This is a genomic window from Arthrobacter phoenicis, assembly GCF_047238215.1.
In the GTDB taxonomy this organism is placed as follows: domain Bacteria; phylum Actinomycetota; class Actinomycetes; order Actinomycetales; family Micrococcaceae; genus Arthrobacter.
Genome location: NZ_JBDFMK010000001.1, coordinates 2,894,680 through 2,913,757 on the forward strand (window position 1 = coordinate 2,894,680; position 19,078 = coordinate 2,913,757).

Here is a 19,078-nt window from a genome sequence, read left to right on the forward strand (position 1 = left end):
GGTCCGCGCTGTGTCCCTCCCGTAGACTAAACACGCCGGAATTCGGCAGCTTGAGACTGGGAGCAATTTCACGTGGCATCACTGATCGAAAAACTTCTCCGCACGGGTGACAAAAAGACCCTGCGGCAACTTCGGAACTACGCCGACTCCATCAATGCCCTGGAAAGCTCCTTCCAGACCTTCACCGACGCCGAGCTGCGCGAAGAGACCGACCGGCTGCGGGCCCGGCACGCCGACGGCGAGAAGCTCGACGACCTGCTGCCCGAGGCCTTCGCCGCCGTCCGCGAGGCCTCCTCACGCACCCTCGGCATGCGCCACTTCGACGTCCAGCTGATGGGCGGCGCCGCCCTGCACCTGGGCAACATCGCCGAAATGAAGACCGGTGAAGGCAAGACCCTGGTGGCCACCGCTCCGGCCTACCTGAACGCCCTCGCCGGCAAAGGCGTCCACGTGGTCACGGTCAACGACTACCTCGCCGAGTACCAGTCCGACCTGATGGGCCGCGTCTACCGCTTCCTCGGCCTGACCAGCGGCTGCATCCTGGCCAACCAGGACCCCGCCCACCGGCGCGAGCAGTACGCCGCGGACATCACCTACGGCACGAACAACGAATTCGGCTTCGACTACCTGCGCGACAACATGGCCTGGGACAAGTCAGAGCTGGTCCAGCGCGGTCACAACTTCGCGGTCGTCGATGAGGTGGACTCCATCCTCATCGACGAGGCGCGCACCCCGCTGATCATCTCCGGCCCCGCCCAGGGCGACACGAACCGCTGGTACAGCGAGTTCGCCAAGGTGGTCCTGCGCCTCCAGGCCGACACCGACTACGAGGTCGACGAGAAGAAGCGCACCGTCGGTGTCCTCGAGGCCGGCATCGAAAAGGTCGAGGACTATCTCGGCATCCACAACCTCTACGAGTCCGCCAACACCCCGCTGATCGGCTTCCTGAACAACGCCATCAAGGCCAAGGAACTCTTCAAGCGCGACAAGGACTACGTCATCCTCGACGGCGAGGTCCTGATCGTCGACGAGCACACCGGCCGCATCCTCGCCGGCCGCCGCTACAACGAGGGCATGCACCAGGCGATCGAGGCCAAGGAAGGCGTCGAGATCAAGGCCGAGAACCAGACTCTCGCCACGGTCACGCTGCAGAACTACTTCCGCATGTACGACAAGCTCGCGGGCATGACCGGTACCGCCGAGACCGAAGCCGCCGAATTCATGAGCACCTACAAGCTCGGCGTCGTCGCCATCCCGACTAACCGGGACATGCAGCGCATCGACCAGCCGGACCTCGTCTACAAGAACGAGACCGTGAAGTTCGACGCCGTCGTCAAGGACATCGCCGAGCGGCACGAGAAGGGCCAGCCGGTCCTGGTCGGCACCACCAGCGTCGAGAAGAGCGAATACCTCTCCCGCCTCCTGGCCAAGGAGGGCGTCCGGCACGAGGTCCTCAACGCCAAGAACCACGCCCGTGAGGCCTCGATCGTCGCGCAGGCCGGCCGCAAAGGCGCCGTCACCGTGGCCACCAACATGGCTGGCCGCGGCACCGACATCATGCTCGGCGGCAACGCCGAGTTCACCGCCGTCGCCGAGCTCGCCAAGCGCGGACTGGACCCGCAGGAAAACTCGGAGGAGTACGAGGCCGCCTGGCCCGCCGCCCTCGAGGCCGCCAAGCAGTCCGTCAAGGACGAGCACGAGGAGGTCCTGAACCTGGGCGGCCTCTACGTGCTTGGCACCGAGCGACACGAATCCCGCCGCATCGACAACCAGCTCCGCGGCCGCTCCGGCCGCCAGGGCGACCCGGGCGAGTCCCGCTTCTACCTGTCGCTGACCGATGACCTGATGCGTCTCTTCAACTCCGGTGCCGCCGAGCGCCTGATGAGCAGCTCCGTTCCGGACGACGTCGCCCTCGAATCGAAGCTCGTCTCCCGTGCCATCGCCTCCGCCCAGGGCCAGGTGGAAGGCCGCAACGCCGAGCAGCGCAAGAACGTCCTCAAGTACGACGACGTCCTGAACCGCCAGCGCGAGGCCATCTACGGCGACCGCCGCCGCATCCTCGAGGGCGACGACCTGCACGAGAAGGTCCAGTACTTCATCGAGGACACCATCAACGCGTTCATCGACGCTGCCACGGCCGAAGGCACCGGCGACGATTGGGAGTTCAACCTGCTCTGGTCCAACCTCAAGACCCTGTACCCGGTCAGCTTCACGCCCCGCGACGTCATCGACGAGGCCGGCGGGAAGTCCCGGATCACGGTCGAATTCCTCAAGGAGGAAATCCTCTCCGACGCGCGCCTGGTCTACCAGGCCCGCGAGGAGCAGATCGGGTCCGAGAGCATGCGCGAACTCGAACGCCGTGTGGTCCTCTCCGTGATCGGCCGCAAGTGGCAGGAGCACCTCTACGAGATGGACTACCTCAAGGAGGGCATCGGCCTGCGGGCCATGGCCCAGCGTGACCCGCTCGTGGAGTACCAGCGCGAGGGCTTCACCATGTTCCAGGCCATGATGGAGGCCATCCGGGAGGAGAGCGTCGGCTTCCTGTACAACCTCGAGGTCGAGGTCACCCCTGCCCAGGACGTGGTGGTCGCCGACGAGTCCGGCCAGCACACCGAACACCAGGAACCGCACATCCACGCCGCCGGGCTGGAGGCTCCGGAAAAGCCGGCACAGCTGCAGTACACGGCCCCGAGCGAGGACGGCACGGCGCAGACCCGCGTCGAGGCCAAGTCCTCCGGGCGTTCCGGCAACCCGGCGAAGGCCGCGGCCCAGGAGTCCCCGCGCCGCGCCAGCAAGAAGAAGCGCCGCTAGGCAACAGGTCCAACCACCTGCACCGCGGGTCCGGAACGTAGTGTTCCGGACCCGCGGTGTTTCCTTTTGGGGCGTGAGCCTGGGTTGCGGGTTCAGCCGATTTCCAGCACGGTGACCCGCCAGACGAGCCGGCTCCGTTCCAGCCGCAGGGCTACGGCCCGGACCCGGAGTTCGTCGGACACCACGGCGCTGGCCTCGTACACGTCCTCGGAGATCCGGCAGGCGTGAACCGACCGCACGCACGGGTTGCGGTGCAAGCGCCCCGCCGTTGGCGAGGTGCCGGAGGCGACCCGGCGGGTCAGGGCGGCGCGGTGCTGGAGGGCGGTCAGGCACCGTTCATCCAGCCGCCGGGCGAGTTGGTGCGCCGGCCGGGTTCCGGCCAGGACTTCGATGGCCGCCTGCACCGTGGAGCGGCAGAGCGCCTCAATGTCGCGGTCCGGGTCGACCGGGCGGAGTGCGGTGGGGGACTGCGGGGCGGCGTAGCCGGGACGGGGTTCAGCGAGCGGGCTCATGGGGTTCCTTCGGCGGACGGGGAGCTGGATGAAAGCGACGGCGGGATGACCAGGACCTGGCCCGGTCGAAGCAGCCCGGGATCGGGGCCGACGACGGATTGGTTGATCCGGTAGAGCTCCGGCCAGGCGGCCGCGATGTCGACGTCGGAGGCCAACGGCCCGAGCTCCGCGGCGCAGAGACTCCACAGTGAGTCGCCGGCCCTGACCGTCACCTGCCGGCCGCCGGCGTCCGGCAGCTCCGGTCTCAGCTGGGGCTGGACAAGGGCGCCCGGCGGGGCAGGGACGGGGGAGGGCAGCCACCGCGGGTCCGGCCGGGGCGGCGACGGTGCACGCGGCCCGACCGTTGCGGTGTGTCCTTGCGGGGCCCACGCGGCCGACACGGCCGCCGGCAGGGAAGTGCCCGCGCCCCCGACGTCGGGGACGGTGGCCGCCCGGGCCAGGGGAGCCGTGACCAGCTGAAGACCGATGGCGGCCAGGGCCAGCCGGCGCATGAACGCCGGGCTAAATTTCCCGGTGGCGGCGGCAGCCCGGGCGCGGCCGCCGCGCTCCAGCAACGCCGAGCTAAAGGCGAGGAGGAACGAGAGCACCCACCAAACGACCACGATCAGCCCCGCCGTGGTTGCCATGACGCCCAGGCTGGTGTCGAAAGCCACGGACTGCCTGCGCACCGCGGCGGTCCGCAAGTGGGCGGCCAGGATCATTCCCGACCCCGTGAGCAGCCCGCCCAGCAGCAGGATGAGCGCCGCCACCACCGCATCGCCGGAGCGGCCGGTGGAAATGCCGACGGGTGGATGCTGCCGAATCGTCATCCCGGCCTCCCAGGGATCTAAATAATTGGATAGTGTTTGATGCACTTTGATGTCATTTGATGCACTTTTCCTAGTGTGAACCCGTGTGCGATCGGGTGTCTAGGGCAAGCGACGGGTTGTGCATAACCTGCCCATACCGCCCGAAGGCGGGCGAAAGCACGCAGGGACACCCCATTGACCCCGTCCGGAGGACGCGCCTACGCTGGCCCGCATGCGGTGGGACGCCCTTTTCTCGGACCTCGAAGCGCAACTCGCCGCCGAACGACGGCTCGATTTAGACGCCGAGGTGGACGAACGCGCCCGGATCGACGCCACCGGCGTGGAACTGGCCGGCCGGCTCCGCGGCACGGTGGGACAAGGAATCGCGGTCCACCTCACAACGGGTGACATCTGCGAAGGACGGCTCGACCATGTGGGCCTGGGATGGCTGGTGCTGGCGACAGGCCGGCACCAGGTACTGATTCCGCATGCTGCCGCCATCCGCGTCACCGGTCTGGCGCTCCAGGCGGTACCGGCGGGCAAGCCGTCGGGCCGCCTCAGCCTGGCGAGTGCATTGCGGGAACTGGCCAGGGATAGATCCCGGCTGACCGTTCAGCTGATCGGCGCCGCCGGTGCCCCGGCCCTGCATGGGGTTATCGATCGGGTGGGGAGGGATTTCCTGGATCTCGCGGAGACGGAACCCGGCGAAGAACGCCGCGCCGCCAATGTCCGGGCCGTGTCAACGGTGCCGTTCGGCGCCCTCGCGGCCATCCGGTCCGGGCGCGGAGGGACCTAGCCGCAAAGGGGTCAGGAGCCCTTGGCCTTGGCTTCCTCGATCATCCGGCTGGCCTCGGCGTACCGCTCCTGGATGTACTGCTCCAGCATGGCTTCCTCCACCCGCCACTGCCCGCGGCCGCCGACCTGGATGGCCTTGAGCTGACCGCTCCGCACCAGCGCATAGGCGGCGGGGGAGTTGATCTGCAGCTGTTCGGCGACATCCGCGAGGGTGAGGAATCGGGGCATGCTCCCATTTTGCCACCGGGCGTCGACATTGATGCGGTTATCCACACTTTGCAGTTCCCTGGTTCCCGGTCTTCCCGCAGGGCCCACAATTCGTGACAATGGGGAAACCGGCGCCGGCGGCGCGGACGCACAGATGGGGGAACTGCGCATGGCGGTGACAGAGGGCGGCGGGGCCAGGCTGAAGAAGCCGTCGTGGAAAGACCCGAGGCTGCTGGTCGGCATCCTGCTCGTGCTGGCGTCAACGGCCGGGGTCGTGTCGTTGGTCGCTGCCGCGGATCGGACCACCGAGGCCTTCGCTGCGAGCGAGCCGATCGCCGTCGGGGAGAAGCTGACGCCCGAGAAGCTGCACCGGGTCAACGTCCGCCTCGGTGACGTCGAGGAGAACTACCTGACCCCCGAGGCGGGACTCTCGGAGGGCCTGGTCGCCATCCAGCGGATCGGCAAGGATCAGCTGCTGCCGCGGGAGAGCTTCGGCCAGCCCGATGCGTTGGCCCGCAAACCCGTGGCCGTCACCGTGGACGAGGCCCTGCCGCCGCAGGCCGTGGCCGGCTCCCGCGTCGACGTGTGGGTCGCCCTCCCGGACAACCGCAACGGCTTCAGCGAACCCGCCTTGCTGCTCCGCGGGGCCGAGATCGCGCAACTGGCCCCGGGCAGCAACGCCCTGGGGGCGCAGCGCTCCACCGTGGTCATGGTGCTGGTCCCTGACGGCCAGATGCCCAAGCTGCTGGGCGCCCAGGCCAACAAGGCCAGAATCTCGGTGGTGTGGAATCCAGGCGGGTCCGGCCAATGAGCATTCCCGTCGTCACGGTCGGGCATGGCACCGAGCCCCTGGTCGGCAGCCTGGAGCGGCTCCACGGCCCCGTCTCGGTGGTCCGGCGCTGCGAGGAACTGGCCGAACTCCTCGCCGCCTGCCAGAGCGGCCTGGCCCGGGCCGCCGTCGTGGCCGGGAACGCGGGGGAGCTCACGGCCTCGCTGGTGGACCGACTCTCCGCCGTGGGAGTCGCCGTCGTCGCCCTGACCGACAGCCCGGACGAGGCGGCGCGGCTGCGCGGCATCGGCGTGACGGCGCGCCCCATCGATGTGGCGGCCGAAGAACTCGCAGCGGTCATCGCCGCCGCGGTGGCCGGCCTCTCCGCGGCCGGGCCGGAAGCCGGCAGTGACGCCTTTACCGTCGCCGCCGCGCCGCGTACACCAGGGAACGTGGCGGGTTCCGACGGCGGGGAGCCCTCCGGGATGCAGACGGGCACCGGAGAGATCATCGCGGTCTGGGGGCCGGCGGGGGCACCCGGGAGGACCACGCTCGCGGTCAACATGGCTGGCGAACTGGCGGCGGACGGCCGGTCGGTCCTGCTGGTCGACGCCGACAGCTACGGAGCCAGCGTCGCCGCTGCCCTGGGCCTGCTCGACGAGGCGGCCGGTCTCGCCCAGGCGTGCCGTCTCGCGGACCAGGGTTCCCTCGATGGGGATGCCCTCCTTCGTCTGGCCCTGCCGGTGGCCACAAAGGCGGGAAGCTTCCGGGTCCTCACGGGGATCACCCGCGCGGACCGCTGGACCGAACTCCGCGCGGCGGCCCTGGCCCTGGTCTATCGCCGGGCGCGCGAGATCGCCGATGTCACCGTCATCGACACCGGGTTTTGCCTCGAGGCCGACGAGGAGCTGAGCTTCGACTCGATGGCACCGCGCCGCAACGCTTCCACCCTGCGCAGCCTGCAGTTGGCTGACACCGTCTACGCCGTCGGCTCCGCAGACCCCGTCGGCGTTCCGAGGCTGGTCCGCGGCCTGGCGGAGCTCTCGGCCGCCGTACCCGAGGCGCTGCCGCGGGTCGTCCTCAACAAGGTTCGCCCCGCCGCCGTCGGCCGGGCACCGGAGCGTCAACTGAAGGAGGCGTGGGCCCGTTATGGTCCGGCGGCGCCCGTCACCGCCTTCCTGCCCTCCGACGCTGCGGCCTGCGACGCCGCTCTGCTGGCAGGCTCGCTGCTGCACGAGACGGCCCCCGATTCGCCCCTCCGCAGCGCCATCGCACATCTGGTTTGTGCACCTGCCCAGCGAAAATCTAAAACCTCTGTCTTTTCTTCCACAGCAAGCCGGTGGGCTAAAGACTAGGCTCCCCATGAGGGCTGCAACGGTGCGGCCGCGAACTTTCTTAATGGAGGCGTTTGTCGATGTCGTCAGGGTCCAGCGTGGAGGATCAACCCGTTTCGATCGGAGCCGATGAGAGGTTCTTCGCGGACTACTACGAGCACCTCGCCGAGGAGGATGCCAAGGGCTACGGCCAGGAAACGCTCTCGGCCCGCGCCCAGGCCCACCTGCGGACCGCCGCCGCCCGGCAGCCCGGCCACGCCAACATCGAGGTCATCGATGAGGCGGATGCCAGCGTCGTCTACATCGTCACCGACGACATGCCCTTCCTCGTCGACTCCGTCAACGCCGAACTGGTCCGGCAGAAGTCCCCTATCCACCTGGTCATGCACCCGCTCTTCGTCGTCACCCGCAACCGGGAAACCGGCCGGCTGGTCAAGGTGGCGCGGGTCCCCTCCCACCTCGGCATCTCCAGCGGCGACACGGCCGCGATGCCCAACCTCTCGCACCTCATCGCCCAGGGCGACAACGCCTCCCACATGGAATCCTGGATCGCCGTCGAAATCGACCGCGTCAACGAGGACCGCCGGGCGGAATTGATCGAAGGCCTGAACCGGGTGCTCGGCGACGTGCGCGCCGCCGTCGAGGACTGGCCGAAGATGCGCAACAAGGCCCACGAGGTCTCCGACGGCCTCGAAAAGGTCACCAACGCCGCCGACGTGGCCGGCCTGCGGCAGGCGCAGGAACTCCTGCGCTGGCTCGACGACGGCAACTTCACCTTCCTGGGCTACCGCGAATACGACCTGCGGAATGAATCCGGCGAGGACGTCCTCGAACTGCGCGAAGAGAGCGGCCTCGGGCTGCTGCGCGACAGCAGCGACACCCGCCACCAGATCCAGCACCTGACCGAGACCGGCCGCAAGAAGGCCCGCGAGAAGAGCGCCCTGGTCATCACCAAGGCGAACTCCCGCTCCACCGTGCACCGGTCCGCCTACCTGGACTACATCGGCGTCAAGAGTTTCGACGCTGCAGGCAACGTCGACGGCGAACGCCGCTTCATCGGCCTGTTCGCCACCACCGCCTACGCGGGCTCCGTCCGCGACATTCCGGTTGTCCGGGAAAAGGTCGACGCCGTGCTGCGCGACGCCGGCTTCCCGCCGGACTCGCACTCCGGCAAGGACCTGCTCGGCATCCTCGAGACCTACCCCCGCGACGAGCTCTTCCAGATCGAAATCCCGGACCTCGCCGCCATCGCCACCGGCATCCAGCGGCTGCAGGAACGCCGCCGGACGCGGCTCTTCCTCCGCCCGGACGTCTACGGCCGCTTTATGTCGGCGCTGGTCTACCTGCCGCGCGACCGGTACACCACCAACGTCCGCCTGCGGATCGAAAAGGAACTGCGCGAGACCTTCGACGCCGTCTCCATCGACTACGAGGCCCGGATGACCGAGTCCGCGCTGGCGCGGTTGTTCTTCCGGATCCGACTCCCCAAGGACGCCGACACCACCAACGTCAACACAGAGGACCTGGAGAAGCGGCTGGTCCTCGCCGCCCGGTCCTGGAGCGAGGGCATCTCCGAGGTCCTCCGCGCCCGCGCCGAGGCCGGCGGTGGCAACGGTTCCAAGGAACTGGCCGCGGTCTGGGCCGAGGCCTTCCCGGCTAGCTACAGGGTCGACTACGAAGTCGAGGACGCCCTCGAAGACATCGCCCGGTTCGAGAAGTACGGAGCCGCCGCCGAACGCGAGGGCGGCCACGCCGCGGAGCAGCCCGGTGTCCACGTCTACCTGCCCGAGGGTGCCGGAGCCATCCTGGAGGAGGACGCCCGCGTCAAGCTCTACATGCTTGAGCCCAAGAGCCTCAGCCAGATCCTGCCGTTCTTCCACAACCTCGGCCTCGAGGTCCTGGACGAGCGACCCTTCGAAATCGAAACCGCGGACCACCGCGACTTCTTCCTCTACGACCTGGGCCTGAAATACCCGGCCGGCGTCGACCCCGTCACGACCGGCACCCTGCTCGCGGAATCCTTCGGCGCCGCCGTCTCCGGCACCGTCGAATCGGACAGCTTCGACCGGCTGGTGCTCCGCGAGGGAATGCACCCCCGCCAGGTCGTGGTGCTCCGCGCCTACGCCAAGTACATGCGCCAGATGGGCAACACCAACTCCTTTGAGTTCATGGCCGACACCCTCCTGGCCAACCCGGAGGTCGCCCGAGGCCTGAACGCCCTCTTCGCCGCCCGCTTCGATCCGGCCGTGAGCGACGGCGACCGTGAGGCCCGGCAGTCAGAGGTCCGCGCCGCGCTCGACACAGCGATCGAACAGGTCGCCACCCTCGACGCCGACCGCGTGCTCCGCACCTTCACCAACCTGATCCAGGCCACGCTGCGGACCAACTTCTACCAGAACAAGACCCACGTCAGCTTCAAGCTCGACCCGGTCGGGATCGACGGACTGCCGTTCCCGCGCCCGATGTTCGAGATCTGGGTGTACTCGCCCCGCGTCGAAGGCGTCCACCTGCGGTTCGGCAAGGTCGCCCGCGGCGGCCTGCGCTGGTCCGACCGCCGCGAAGACTTCCGCACCGAGATCCTGGGCCTGGTCAAGGCGCAGACGGTCAAGAACGCCGTCATTGTGCCCACCGGCGCCAAGGGCGGCTTCTACGCCAAGCAGCTCCCGGATCCGGCCGCAGATCGCGGCGCCTGGATGGCCGAGGGGATCGAGAGCTACAAGACGTTCATCCGCGGCCTGCTCGACATCACCGACAACGTCGTGACCTCCCCCGACGGTGAGGCCCTCGTGCCGCCGGCCGACGTCGTCCGACACGACGGCGACGACTCCTACCTTGTCGTCGCCGCGGACAAGGGCACCGCGTCCTTCTCCGACATCGCCAACGGCCTCGCCGCCGACTACGGCTTCTGGCTCGGCGACGCCTTCGCCTCCGGCGGCTCGGTGGGCTACGACCACAAGGCCATGGGCATCACCGCCCGCGGCGCCTGGGAGTCGGTCAAGCGCCACTTCAGCGAGCTGGACCTCGACACCCACTCCGAGCCCTTCACCGTCGTCGGCGTCGGCGACATGTCCGGCGACGTCTTCGGCAACGGCATGCTGCTCTCCAAGCACATCCGGCTGCTCGCCGCGTTCGACCACCGGCACATCTTCCTCGACCCGAACCCCGACGAGGCGTCCTCCTTCGAGGAACGGCAGCGGCTCTTTGACCTGCCCCGCTCCTCCTGGGACGACTACAACAAATCGCTGATCAGCGAGGGCGGCGGCGTCTACCCGCGCCAGGCGAAGTCCATCCCCGTCTCCCCGCAGGTCCGCGCGGCCCTGGGGCTGCCGGAGGGCACCACCCGGCTCAGCCCGCCGGAACTGCTCCGGGCCATCCTGCTGGCACCCGCCGACCTGCTCTACAACGGCGGCATCGGCACCTATGTCAAGGCCAGCACCGAAACCAACGCAGAAGTCGGCGACAAGGCCAACGACTCCATCCGGGTCGACGGACGTGAGCTGCGCGTGAAGGTGGTCGGCGAGGGCGGCAACCTGGGCATGACCCAGCGCGGCCGGATCGAGGCGGCCCTGCAGGGGGTCATCCTGAACACCGACGCCATCGACAACTCCGCCGGCGTCGACTGCTCCGACCATGAGGTCAACATCAAGATCTTCGTCGACCGGATGGTCGCCGCGGGCAAGCTCGACCCGGAGGAACGTGCCGCGTTCCTCGGCTCGATGACCGACGAGGTCGGCCGCCTGGTGCTCGAGGACAACATCGACCAGAACATCCTGCTGCTCAACGACCGGATGCGCGTGGCCGAATGGAGCCCCAGCTACGAGCGGCTGATGGACTGGCTGGAGAAGTCGGCGGACCTGAAGCGTGACCTGGAGGCGCTGCCCACCACCGCCACGCTGCGCGAACGCCTGGACCAGGGCCAGGGCCTGACCTCTCCGGAACTCTCCGTGCTGGCTGCCTACGCCAAGATCGAGCTCGCCACGGCACTGCGCGAGAGCAACCTCGCCGAGGACCCGTGGTTCCGCCGGACCCTGCGCTCCTACTTCCCGAAGCAGCTGCGCGAACGGTTCGACGCCGAGCTCGACACCCACCCGCTGCGCCGGGAGATCATCGCAACCGTCGTCGCCAACGACATGATCAACATGGGCGGCATCACCTTCGCGTTCCGGGCCATGGAGGAAACCTCCGCCACGGAGGCCGCCGTCGCCAAGGCGTTCGTGGCCCTCCGCGAGGTCTACGAACTCGACGTCATGGTCGGCGAGCTCAACGAACTGCCGGCCTCGTTCCCGACCGAACACTGGAGCACCGTCCACCTGGACATCCGCCGGCTCCTGGACCGGGCCGTGCGCTGGGTCCTCAGCCAGGGCAATGCTGCGCGGCCGATCGAGGAGATCGTCGCCGACTTCAAGCCGCTGCTGGACCCGATGCGTGCCCGCCTCCTGGAGTACCTGCGCGGCGGTGACCGCGAGCGGGTGCAGCAGTGGCTGGAGAAGGCCCGCGGCTGGGAGCTTCCGGAGGACCTGGCGCACCGCTGGGCGGAGCTATTCGAGAGCTTCGTCCTGCTGGACATCGCCAAGATCGTTCACGCCAGCCCGGAACCGGTGGAGAACATCGCGCACGTGTACTACACGGTCTTCGACCGGTTCCACGCCGACTCCCTGCTCGAGCGGATCACCAAGCTGCCGCGCAAGGACCGCTGGCAGGCGCTGGCCCGTGCGGCCCTCCGCGACGACCTCTACTCGACGGTGTCGGACATGACGACCGCGGTCCTCGAGGCGACGCCCGCCGAGATGCCGGCCGAGGAACGCCTGGTGGCGTGGGAGAGCAAGAACGTCGAGCAACTCGAGCGGGCCAAGAGCATGTTTGATGAGGTCAACGCGCTCGAGGCCGATGACATGGCGTCGCTGTCGGTAGCATTGAGGCTCTTGAGGTCAATCGTTCGACGCTAGGATCCTGCCGGTCCCCGCGTCGCAAATGGAGGTGCTGTGGCAATCTTTACCGACCCCATCAGGGAACACGCTGATTTCGGGCCGGGGGACGCCGAGTGGCTTCATCTGCTCGTGGGGGACTGGCAGATGGTCGCCGACCTGGCCTTCGCCGACCTGGCGCTGTGGTTCCCGCACCCCGAACTGGGGTACGTGGCGCTGGCGCACGTGCGGCCCTCCACCTCGCACACGGTGTTCCACGCCGACTTCGTGGGGGAGGGCATCCGCTCGGACCTGAAACGCCTGGTCGACAAGGCATGGGAAAGCCGCGTCATTGAGCGCTCCAATGAAACCAACTGGAGCAGCGACATGGCGATGCGGGTGGAGGCCGTGCCCATGGTGCGCAACGGCCGGACGCTCGCGGTGGTCACCTCGCACATGGACCTGTCCAGCTCGCGGATGCCGTCCCGGCTCGAGCTGACCTACCGGCAATGCGCCTACGACCTGCTGCGGATGGGCACGCTCGGCCTCTGGCCGGACTTCGCCTCGCCGACCGGATCGCGGCGGGGTGCGCCGCGGGTCGGTGACGGCCTGATCCGGCTGGATGCCGAGGGGATCGTGCAGTATGCCAGCCCCAACGGGGTCTCGGCGTTCCGCCGGCTCGGCGACGGGGAATCCCTGGAGGGCCGTTCCCTGGCCGAGGTCACCGCCGGGCTCCTCAAGGACCGTCGGATGGTGGACGAGACGCTGCCGCTCGTGGTCACCGGCCGGATGCCGTGGCGGAGCGAGATCGAATCCCGCGGCGTCAGCCTGTCCCTGCGTGCGATCCCGCTGCGGGACGAGCAGCAGCGGTTCGGCGCCCTGGTGCTCTGCCGCGACGTGTCCGAGCTTCGCCGGCGGGAGATGGAGCTCGTCACCAAGGACGCCACCATCCGCGAGATCCACCACCGAGTGAAGAACAACCTGCAGACGGTGGCGGCGCTGCTGCGCATGCAGTCGCGACGGATGGTCAGCGACGAGGCCAAGCAGGGCCTGGAACAGGCGATGCGGCGCGTGGCCACAATCGCCCTGGTGCACGAGACACTGTCGCAGGGCCTGACCCAGAGCGTGGACTTCGACGAGCTCATCGGCCGGCAGTTCCGGCTCTCCGCCGAGGTCGCATCGCCCTCCCAGCAGGTCAGCACCCAGCGCTCCGGCATGTTCGGCGAGCTGCCGAGCGACTTCGCGACCCCGCTGGCGCTGGTCATCAACGAACTGGTCACCAACGCCGTCGAGCACGGGCTCGAGGGCCGGGCGGGTACGGTGTGGCTGCTCGCGGACCGCTCGGAGAGCGAGGACGGCGATGAGCTGCTGACCGTGACGGTGGCGGACGACGGCGTCGGGCTCCCTGCCGGGTCCTATACCGAGGGGCTGGGGCTGCAGATTGTCCGCACCCTGGTGACGTCCGAGCTGGGTGGCAGCATCCAGTGGAAACCGCGGGAGGGCGGGGGCACCGCCGTGCAGGTGGTGCTGAGCCTGGCCGCTCGGTAATTTAGGCCTGACAACGACGGAAGCCCCGGACCGCATGGTCCGGGGCTTCCGTCTTTATTTGTTTGTGCGCCGGGTGAGCCCGGCGAGCAAGCTAGGAGGCGCGGCGGGCGCGGGCAGCGCGGCGCTTCAGGGCCCGGCGCTCGTCCTCGCTCATGCCGCCCCAGACGCCGGCGTCCTGGCCGGACTCCAAGGCCCACTGCAGGCAGGTGTCCACGACAGGGCAGCGGCGGCAGACGCTCTTGGCTTCCTCAATCTGCAGGAGGGCAGGTCCGGTGTTTCCTACCGGGAAGAACAGCTCCGGGTCCTTGTCGAGGCACGCTGCGCGGTTACGCCAATCCATGCTGATCAGTAACTCCATTCCTGGGAATTCGTTCGGCCTCTTGTGAAATTATTCACTAGAGGCTTCATAAGAAAGGGGCCCTGTGGGCCCCCTCGGTCATCTGGATTAAGCGTGTCATGTTAACGCTGCGTAAACAAGGGGTTTTAGCGGTCCATATAGCGCCGATTCGTGAGCGATGCATCACATGCATCGGCGGTCCCCCAAGTGGTTTTGACTATGTCGGGTATGGTGCCAGTGTGTCAAGACCCGCAGAGAATCCCCAGGGGCCGGTTGAGCCCGAGAACCCGGGCGGATCACCCGCCGGCGCCCCGGACCCGGCCCGCCCTCCCCGCCCCGCCGGCATCGCCGTCATCTCGGCCGTCGCTGCCCTCGAGGCCGCAGCCCTTTTGGTGGCGGCCGGCTGGTACGCGCTGCAGTTATTGACCGGAGCGCCGGTGCTCTCCTTCTGGGGCGCGGTCTTCACCCTCGGCTTGTTGCTGGCCTTCTCGGCCTGGCTCTTCGCTGTGGGCCACTTCCTGTTCCGCGGCTACCGTTGGCCGCGCGCGGGCGCGCTGGTGGCCCAGCTGTTTGCTCTCACGATCGGTTTCCCCACACTGACGGGCGGGTACCCGCTGGCCGGGCTTGCGATGCTGGTTCCCGCCGCCATCGCGATCGTGTTGCTGTTCGACAAGCGCGTCATCGCCTACGCCTCGCGGGTCGGTGGGTCCCCGCCGGCGTTGTAGGCGCCATTCCCGGGTCGGTCGCTGAGACGTCGCTCCCGTCGTTTGATCCGGGCTTCAACCCGGCCTCATCTCCGGGTTTACCTCTGAGGTACGGCCTTTGGCATCTCTCCTGGACAGCGCTGATGGCTCCGGAACGGCGAGCTGAACCCACGTCGCCGCACCGTCTCCGATGAGGACCGCCCGTCCGGCTGGCTGATGCGGCTCGGGGTCGAACCGCACTCCGAAGAGGTCTCCATCCGTCAGGCTGCGGGGCCGAATCAGGATGCCCTTGCCGTATAAACGGGCCTGCATCGCCAAAGGCACCCGTTGCAGCAGGACGGGTCCGGTGCCGGCGGTGAAGATCACCCGCCAACCCCGGCCGTTGAGGTCCCGCAGCGCCGCGTTGACCTCCGGAGTCGAAAGGTCAAGGTCGTCGGCGAGGGCCACCGCCTGCCGGTCCAATGATCCCGCTTCGGCCTCTCGACAGATGCCCGTCCAGTACTCCTGCGGTGTTTGCTTATCCGGCTTCAGCCAGGTCATCGAGGGGTTAAGAGCGACCAGGATTTCCAGGACCGTGCTCTTGCCCGTCCCGGGCGCGCCCAGCACGGCGGCGACACCTGACGTCGGGAGTGTGATGCCCGCAGGCCCCGGTTCGTCGCCGGCTAAACCGATCCAGAGTTGGCCATGGTTCCGGCCGTTCCTCTCGGCCGTGCCTCCGTCTGCCGCGCCCGCGAGGAGGCGGGACGCCACATCCCGCGCCGTGACCCGGTCGGGGAGTGCCTCCACCCGGAAGGGAGGGCCCAGCCGAGCTTCAGTGTCGACGAAGTCACCGCGCATCGCCGGCCCGGCCCACGACGGCGGTTCGAAGAGTTGCACCACCCGGAACGTGTCGCCGTCTGAGGCTTCTTCGTCCGGACCGTCGTCGTATTCACTTCCGGTCGATCCCGAGTAGCGCGTCTGTCCCATCCCAACCCCGTCTCTATCCTTCGATGGCGGGACGACTGGGGAGCTCCGGCCGGCGTCGGGATGGCAGCCCGCCGCCGCGAATGGCCCGGACGCGATGACCCGGCCAGGGATAGCCCGAACTTTTGGCATGGCCGGCCACATGAGGCGGCTCTCTGGGGTCGCGGTGGCGGGGAAGTAGATCCGGTTGGGCAGGGATGCGAAGAACCTCGCGGTCACCAGTTCCCGGTCCCCGGTTACGATGATGGTGATCCCTGCTCCGGGACCGCCCCGGACCAGATCCTGAAACAGGTCTTCGGCCCAGGCATACGGACCGGAACGAAACGCAGAAACCCAGGTTCCCCAGCCGTGGACGACCAGCAACAACGCCGCGGCCGTAGCGGATGATGCAGCGAGCAGGCGTGCCATCTCCTCGCTCAACCTAGCCAGGAGCCGCGCGGCGCGCCGCGTTTCCGTCGGTCCCACGGCTGCTCCCGCCAGCGGGTGGCTGGCTGCGCTTGCCAGGGCTCCGTCGGCGTCGAGAAGGTACGCGGGCGTACTCGCGTCCGCAGCCCATTGGGCAAGAAGCAGCCTCAGGGCCGCCGAAGTGGTGCCGCGCCCATGGGTGGCTCCGCCAATTAAGGCCAGATGCCCGTGGCCAGACGGCGACCAGGTCAGGCTGCGCTGACGCTGCCGCTCCGGCAGATCGACTATTCCCAGACGGACGGCAAGTCGCCCAACCGGTACCGGGTCATCGGGGGACCGAGAGGTTGGCGCCGGACCCGGAAAAGAAAGGGCGTTTGGGAGCGGCGGTGCGACGGGCCGGTACGGCGGTTCGCCGCCGTCGTCCAGCCACAGCGTGCGCGCCAGTTCGATAAAAGGTGCAGCGGCGTCCGCCGTATCAACCGGTGCTCCGTCGCCATGAGCTTCCAGCTGCGGGGGAGCAACAAGGAAATCTTCGGCGGTCATCACGGTGACGTGGCCCGCATCGGTGTCGTGCGCCGTCCCGCCGAGGGTGGCGGTCTGGAACTCTTCGGGGGCGGCATTGCCCCGAAGAAGGTAGGCCCGGCCGGGAGTGTCGTTGGGGATGGTTGCGGCCAGCTTGGCATTCATAACGTCCAGCGACTCGGCGTCGGACTGGACGCGCAGGACGACAGAACTGGTGACGTTGGCGCGGATGTCCGCGTTGAGCGCTCCCTGGGGACGCTGGGTGGCCATGACGAGGTGGATGCCCAGGGAGCGGCCGATGGCGGCGATGCGCATGAGTTCGGACAGTGCGGCCGGTGCCTCATCGACCAGCATTCGGAATTCGTCGATCACGAGAATGAGATGTGGGAGTGCTGTCGGCCTGTCGCCGCCGAACCTGTAGCTGGCGAGATCGGGAACGGCCGCCCGGGCGAGGAGTCGCTCGCGGCGGCGTACTTCCGCCCGGAGCGAGACAAGTACACGGTCAATTTCGTGGCCGTCCAGGTCGGTGAGAACGCCGACGCAGTGAGGTAGCTCGGCCAGCGGGCCCAAGCCGGAGCCACCCTTGAAATCGATGAGGAGGAAGTTGACCTCGTTCGGCGCATGGGAGGCTGCGAGGGCGAGCACGAGGGTCCGGAGAAACCCCGATTTTCCGGAGCCTGTCGTGCCGGCAACGAGTAGATGTGGCCCATCACGCTGCAAATCAATCAACACTGGCCCGGCGGCACCCTGGCCCACCGGCACGGAGAGCCCCATCCGTGGCGCCGTAGGCAGCGACGTGGCGGCCCAACGGCGCCTCACCGAATCGTTGGTGAGCGGTAGCGCTCCCTGCAGCTCGCAGCGTGCAGGGATGCCGCCCGACGTTGGCGGCACGGCTGGCTGTCCGCCCCGGCGACGACAGAAACTATCGAAGACAGCCTCCGGGACGAGGTCTGCCACGAATTCTGTCACCCACGAGGGAGTGGTCAGTCGGCCGGCGGTGGTCGTGAGGCTCACCGTTTGTCCCGACCGTTCCCCGGCGGGCCCATCCTGGCAGCAGGTGATGAGTTGCCAGCCCGACCGAGCTATCTCCGCCCGTAACGCCTCCGAGGCGGGGTAGCTGGGCAGACAGATGACGACACCGGGAGGACCGGCCGCCGATGGCAGAGTCCGTCTCAGTGCAGCGACGGCGTCTGCCTCCACCGCGGTAGCGAAGACCCTCGGCAGGAACCGCGCGGAGAGGAGAAGCCTCCCGGGTGGGCCGATGAGATATAGCGGGGTCAGTGCCGCGCGGGGATAGGCGGCGAGCTGAATGACGAAGGAGCGCAGCAGTCCCTCCATCGCTTGAGTTTGCCCCGACAGTCGTGCCTCGATCCCGGGATCGAGGGTGACGGGCAACCTTCCGTTATTGGGAGGACGGAAACTACCGGTGTCCGACGGCGGCCGCACGTTGGCCAGTTGCTCGGCCAATCCCAGCCGTAGCCACACCGAATTTACTGCAGTGGGGCGATCGTGAGGACCCCCTGCTACACGGATGCTATCGCCGGCAGGTTCTTGAGGGACTCCCCGAGGCCAAGCTGCGGAGGCGGTCACCAGGGCGGAAATCGACGGCGCGACGCGACGGCGTCGATCTGCGTCAGCCAGCGCGGCGGCGGCGACTTTGGAGTGCCACTGCCGGCGGCGCCGTCGTCCGCTAAACCCCGAGACCAGCACCGGAAGGGCAGAAAAGGCGGTGAAGGCAAGGAACATCCACGTCCCGGTGACAAGGGTCAGGACGATTCCGGCGAGCAGCGGGAGCAAGGACGTTATGAGGAGCGTGGGGAGGTGACCAGTAGAGGGCGGAGCCGGGAGCGGAAGGGGTGCGGAGGTGTCGGCGCCGGCTTCGTCGTTTACAAAAGACTGATCTCCGGGCGAGCCGCCGAACAGACCCAAGGTCGAGTTACCGCACCGGATCTCAGTACCCGTGGTGAGCGGGGCCAGCGAAATCCGGCGGCCGTCCACCCACGTCCCGTTAGCGCTTCCAAGGTCCTCAAGGGTGGCTGACGTAGGTGTGATTTTCAGCTTCGCGTGTTCGCGGGAGAGTCCCGGATCCGGAATGACGAGGTCGACGCCGCTTCGGCCCAGCCGATAGGCGCCGCGTCGTAGGGGAAGGAGTGTTCCCGCGGCGGGACCGCCCATAACGGCCAGTGTCAGCGTCGGCTCGAAGCTGGAGGGAAGCGCGGTTTCAGCCGGAGGCATCAGTTCGTCGAGAAGCACGGCGCCGTTGACCAGCGGAGGAGTGCCCACCGTCAACGCGGTGAGGGGAAACCCGGCCACTCGCAGGAGCGACGTGGCGAACTTTCCCCTGAGGGCCGCTTCGAGCCGGCCGCCCGCACAGCCTGCCGGCAGTTCCACGGTTAGTTCCACTGGCGAAAGGATCACCGATCCCGGTCCGCCCGCCAGGGTGCACTGCAAGATCATCGCGCGGATTCCTTCGCTCCTT

At 68.2% G+C, this 19,078-nt stretch carries 12 protein-coding genes; 7 read left to right on the plus strand and 5 right to left on the minus strand.

The window, feature by feature from the left end:
• Positions 1-72: 72 nt before the first annotated feature.
• Positions 73-2,811 carry a preprotein translocase subunit SecA gene (gene secA, locus ABC337_RS13625; RefSeq protein ID WP_412883510.1) on the plus strand — a complete coding sequence of 913 codons (2,739 nt, stop codon included), beginning with the start codon at positions 73-75 and terminating at the stop codon, positions 2,809-2,811.
• Between the two features lie 92 nt (positions 2,812-2,903).
• Here secA and ABC337_RS13630 read toward each other — a convergent pair whose 3' ends face one another.
• Positions 2,904-3,323: an Rv3235 family protein gene (locus ABC337_RS13630; protein ID WP_412883509.1), complete on the minus strand. Its 420-nt coding sequence runs from the start codon at positions 3,321-3,323 to the stop codon at positions 2,904-2,906.
• A complete protein-coding gene (locus ABC337_RS13635) occupies positions 3,320-4,132 on the minus strand; it encodes a LysM peptidoglycan-binding domain-containing protein (protein ID WP_412883508.1) in 813 nt (270 codons plus the stop codon). Before ABC337_RS13635 ends, ABC337_RS13630 begins: the two co-directional genes overlap by 4 nt.
• Positions 4,133-4,343: 211 nt before the next feature.
• Here ABC337_RS13635 and ABC337_RS13640 point away from each other — a divergent pair, with 211 nt between their 5' ends.
• Entirely contained in the window at positions 4,344-4,907 is a 564-nt protein-coding gene (locus ABC337_RS13640) for a hypothetical protein (RefSeq protein WP_412883507.1), read from the plus strand.
• Positions 4,908-4,918: 11 nt separating this feature from the next.
• Here ABC337_RS13640 and ABC337_RS13645 read toward each other — a convergent pair whose 3' ends face one another.
• Positions 4,919-5,134, minus strand: coding sequence for a helix-turn-helix domain-containing protein (locus tag ABC337_RS13645; protein WP_290255681.1), 216 nt, complete (start codon positions 5,132-5,134; stop codon positions 4,919-4,921).
• Between the two features lie 148 nt (positions 5,135-5,282).
• On the opposite strand from ABC337_RS13645, the gene ABC337_RS13650 reads away from it, so the two are divergent.
• The 4 genes from ABC337_RS13650 to ABC337_RS13665 are packed head-to-tail and all read left to right on the plus strand — an operon-like array spanning position 5,283 to position 13,668.
• The gene (locus tag ABC337_RS13650; RefSeq protein ID WP_412883506.1) at positions 5,283-5,924 is read left to right on the plus strand and encodes a CpaB family protein; all 642 of its coding nucleotides are present in this window, start codon (positions 5,283-5,285) and stop codon (positions 5,922-5,924) included.
• Positions 5,921-7,237, plus strand: coding sequence for a CpaE/TadZ family protein (locus ABC337_RS13655; RefSeq protein WP_412883505.1), 1,317 nt, complete (start codon positions 5,921-5,923; stop codon positions 7,235-7,237). The genes ABC337_RS13650 and ABC337_RS13655 overlap by 4 nt, the downstream gene beginning before the upstream one ends.
• Before the next feature lie 59 nt (positions 7,238-7,296).
• On the plus strand, positions 7,297-12,162 hold the full coding sequence (locus tag ABC337_RS13660; RefSeq protein ID WP_412883504.1) for an NAD-glutamate dehydrogenase: 4,866 nt from the start codon (positions 7,297-7,299) through the stop codon (positions 12,160-12,162).
• A gap of 36 nt (positions 12,163-12,198) precedes the next feature.
• Positions 12,199-13,668, plus strand: coding sequence for a sensor histidine kinase (locus ABC337_RS13665; RefSeq protein WP_412883503.1), 1,470 nt, complete (start codon positions 12,199-12,201; stop codon positions 13,666-13,668).
• Between the two features lie 91 nt (positions 13,669-13,759).
• Here the strand turns inward: ABC337_RS13665 and ABC337_RS13670 are convergent, their stop codons facing one another.
• Complete coding sequence (locus tag ABC337_RS13670) at positions 13,760-14,008, minus strand: WhiB family transcriptional regulator (protein ID WP_003804966.1); 249 nt, start codon at positions 14,006-14,008, stop codon at positions 13,760-13,762.
• Positions 14,009-14,244: 236 nt separating this feature from the next.
• Here ABC337_RS13670 and ABC337_RS13675 point away from each other — a divergent pair, with 236 nt between their 5' ends.
• A complete protein-coding gene (locus ABC337_RS13675; protein WP_412883502.1) occupies positions 14,245-14,730 on the plus strand; it encodes a hypothetical protein in 486 nt (161 codons plus the stop codon).
• A gap of 54 nt (positions 14,731-14,784) precedes the next feature.
• Here the strand turns inward: ABC337_RS13675 and ABC337_RS13680 are convergent, their stop codons facing one another.
• Positions 14,785-19,056, minus strand: coding sequence for an FtsK/SpoIIIE domain-containing protein (locus ABC337_RS13680; protein WP_412893237.1), 4,272 nt, complete (start codon positions 19,054-19,056; stop codon positions 14,785-14,787).
• Positions 19,057-19,078: the final 22 nt, after the last annotated feature.

Coding starts and splice junctions, on each gene's coding strand:
- ABC337_RS13630 (WP_412883509.1), bottom strand. CDS start 3,323: ATGAGCCCGCTCGCTGAACCCCGTCCCGGCTACGCCGCCCCGCAGTCC.
- ABC337_RS13635 (WP_412883508.1), bottom strand. CDS start 4,132: ATGACGATTCGGCAGCATCCACCCGTCGGCATTTCCACCGGCCGCTCC.
- ABC337_RS13640 (WP_412883507.1), top strand. CDS start 4,344: ATGCGGTGGGACGCCCTTTTCTCGGACCTCGAAGCGCAACTCGCCGCC.
- ABC337_RS13645 (WP_290255681.1), bottom strand. CDS start 5,134: ATGCCCCGATTCCTCACCCTCGCGGATGTCGCCGAACAGCTGCAGATC.
- ABC337_RS13650 (WP_412883506.1), top strand. CDS start 5,283: ATGGCGGTGACAGAGGGCGGCGGGGCCAGGCTGAAGAAGCCGTCGTGG.
- ABC337_RS13655 (WP_412883505.1), top strand. CDS start 5,921: ATGAGCATTCCCGTCGTCACGGTCGGGCATGGCACCGAGCCCCTGGTC.
- ABC337_RS13660 (WP_412883504.1), top strand. CDS start 7,297: ATGTCGTCAGGGTCCAGCGTGGAGGATCAACCCGTTTCGATCGGAGCC.
- ABC337_RS13670 (WP_003804966.1), bottom strand. CDS start 14,008: ATGGATTGGCGTAACCGCGCAGCGTGCCTCGACAAGGACCCGGAGCTG.
- ABC337_RS13680 (WP_412893237.1), bottom strand. CDS start 19,056: ATGATCTTGCAGTGCACCCTGGCGGGCGGACCGGGATCGGTGATCCTT.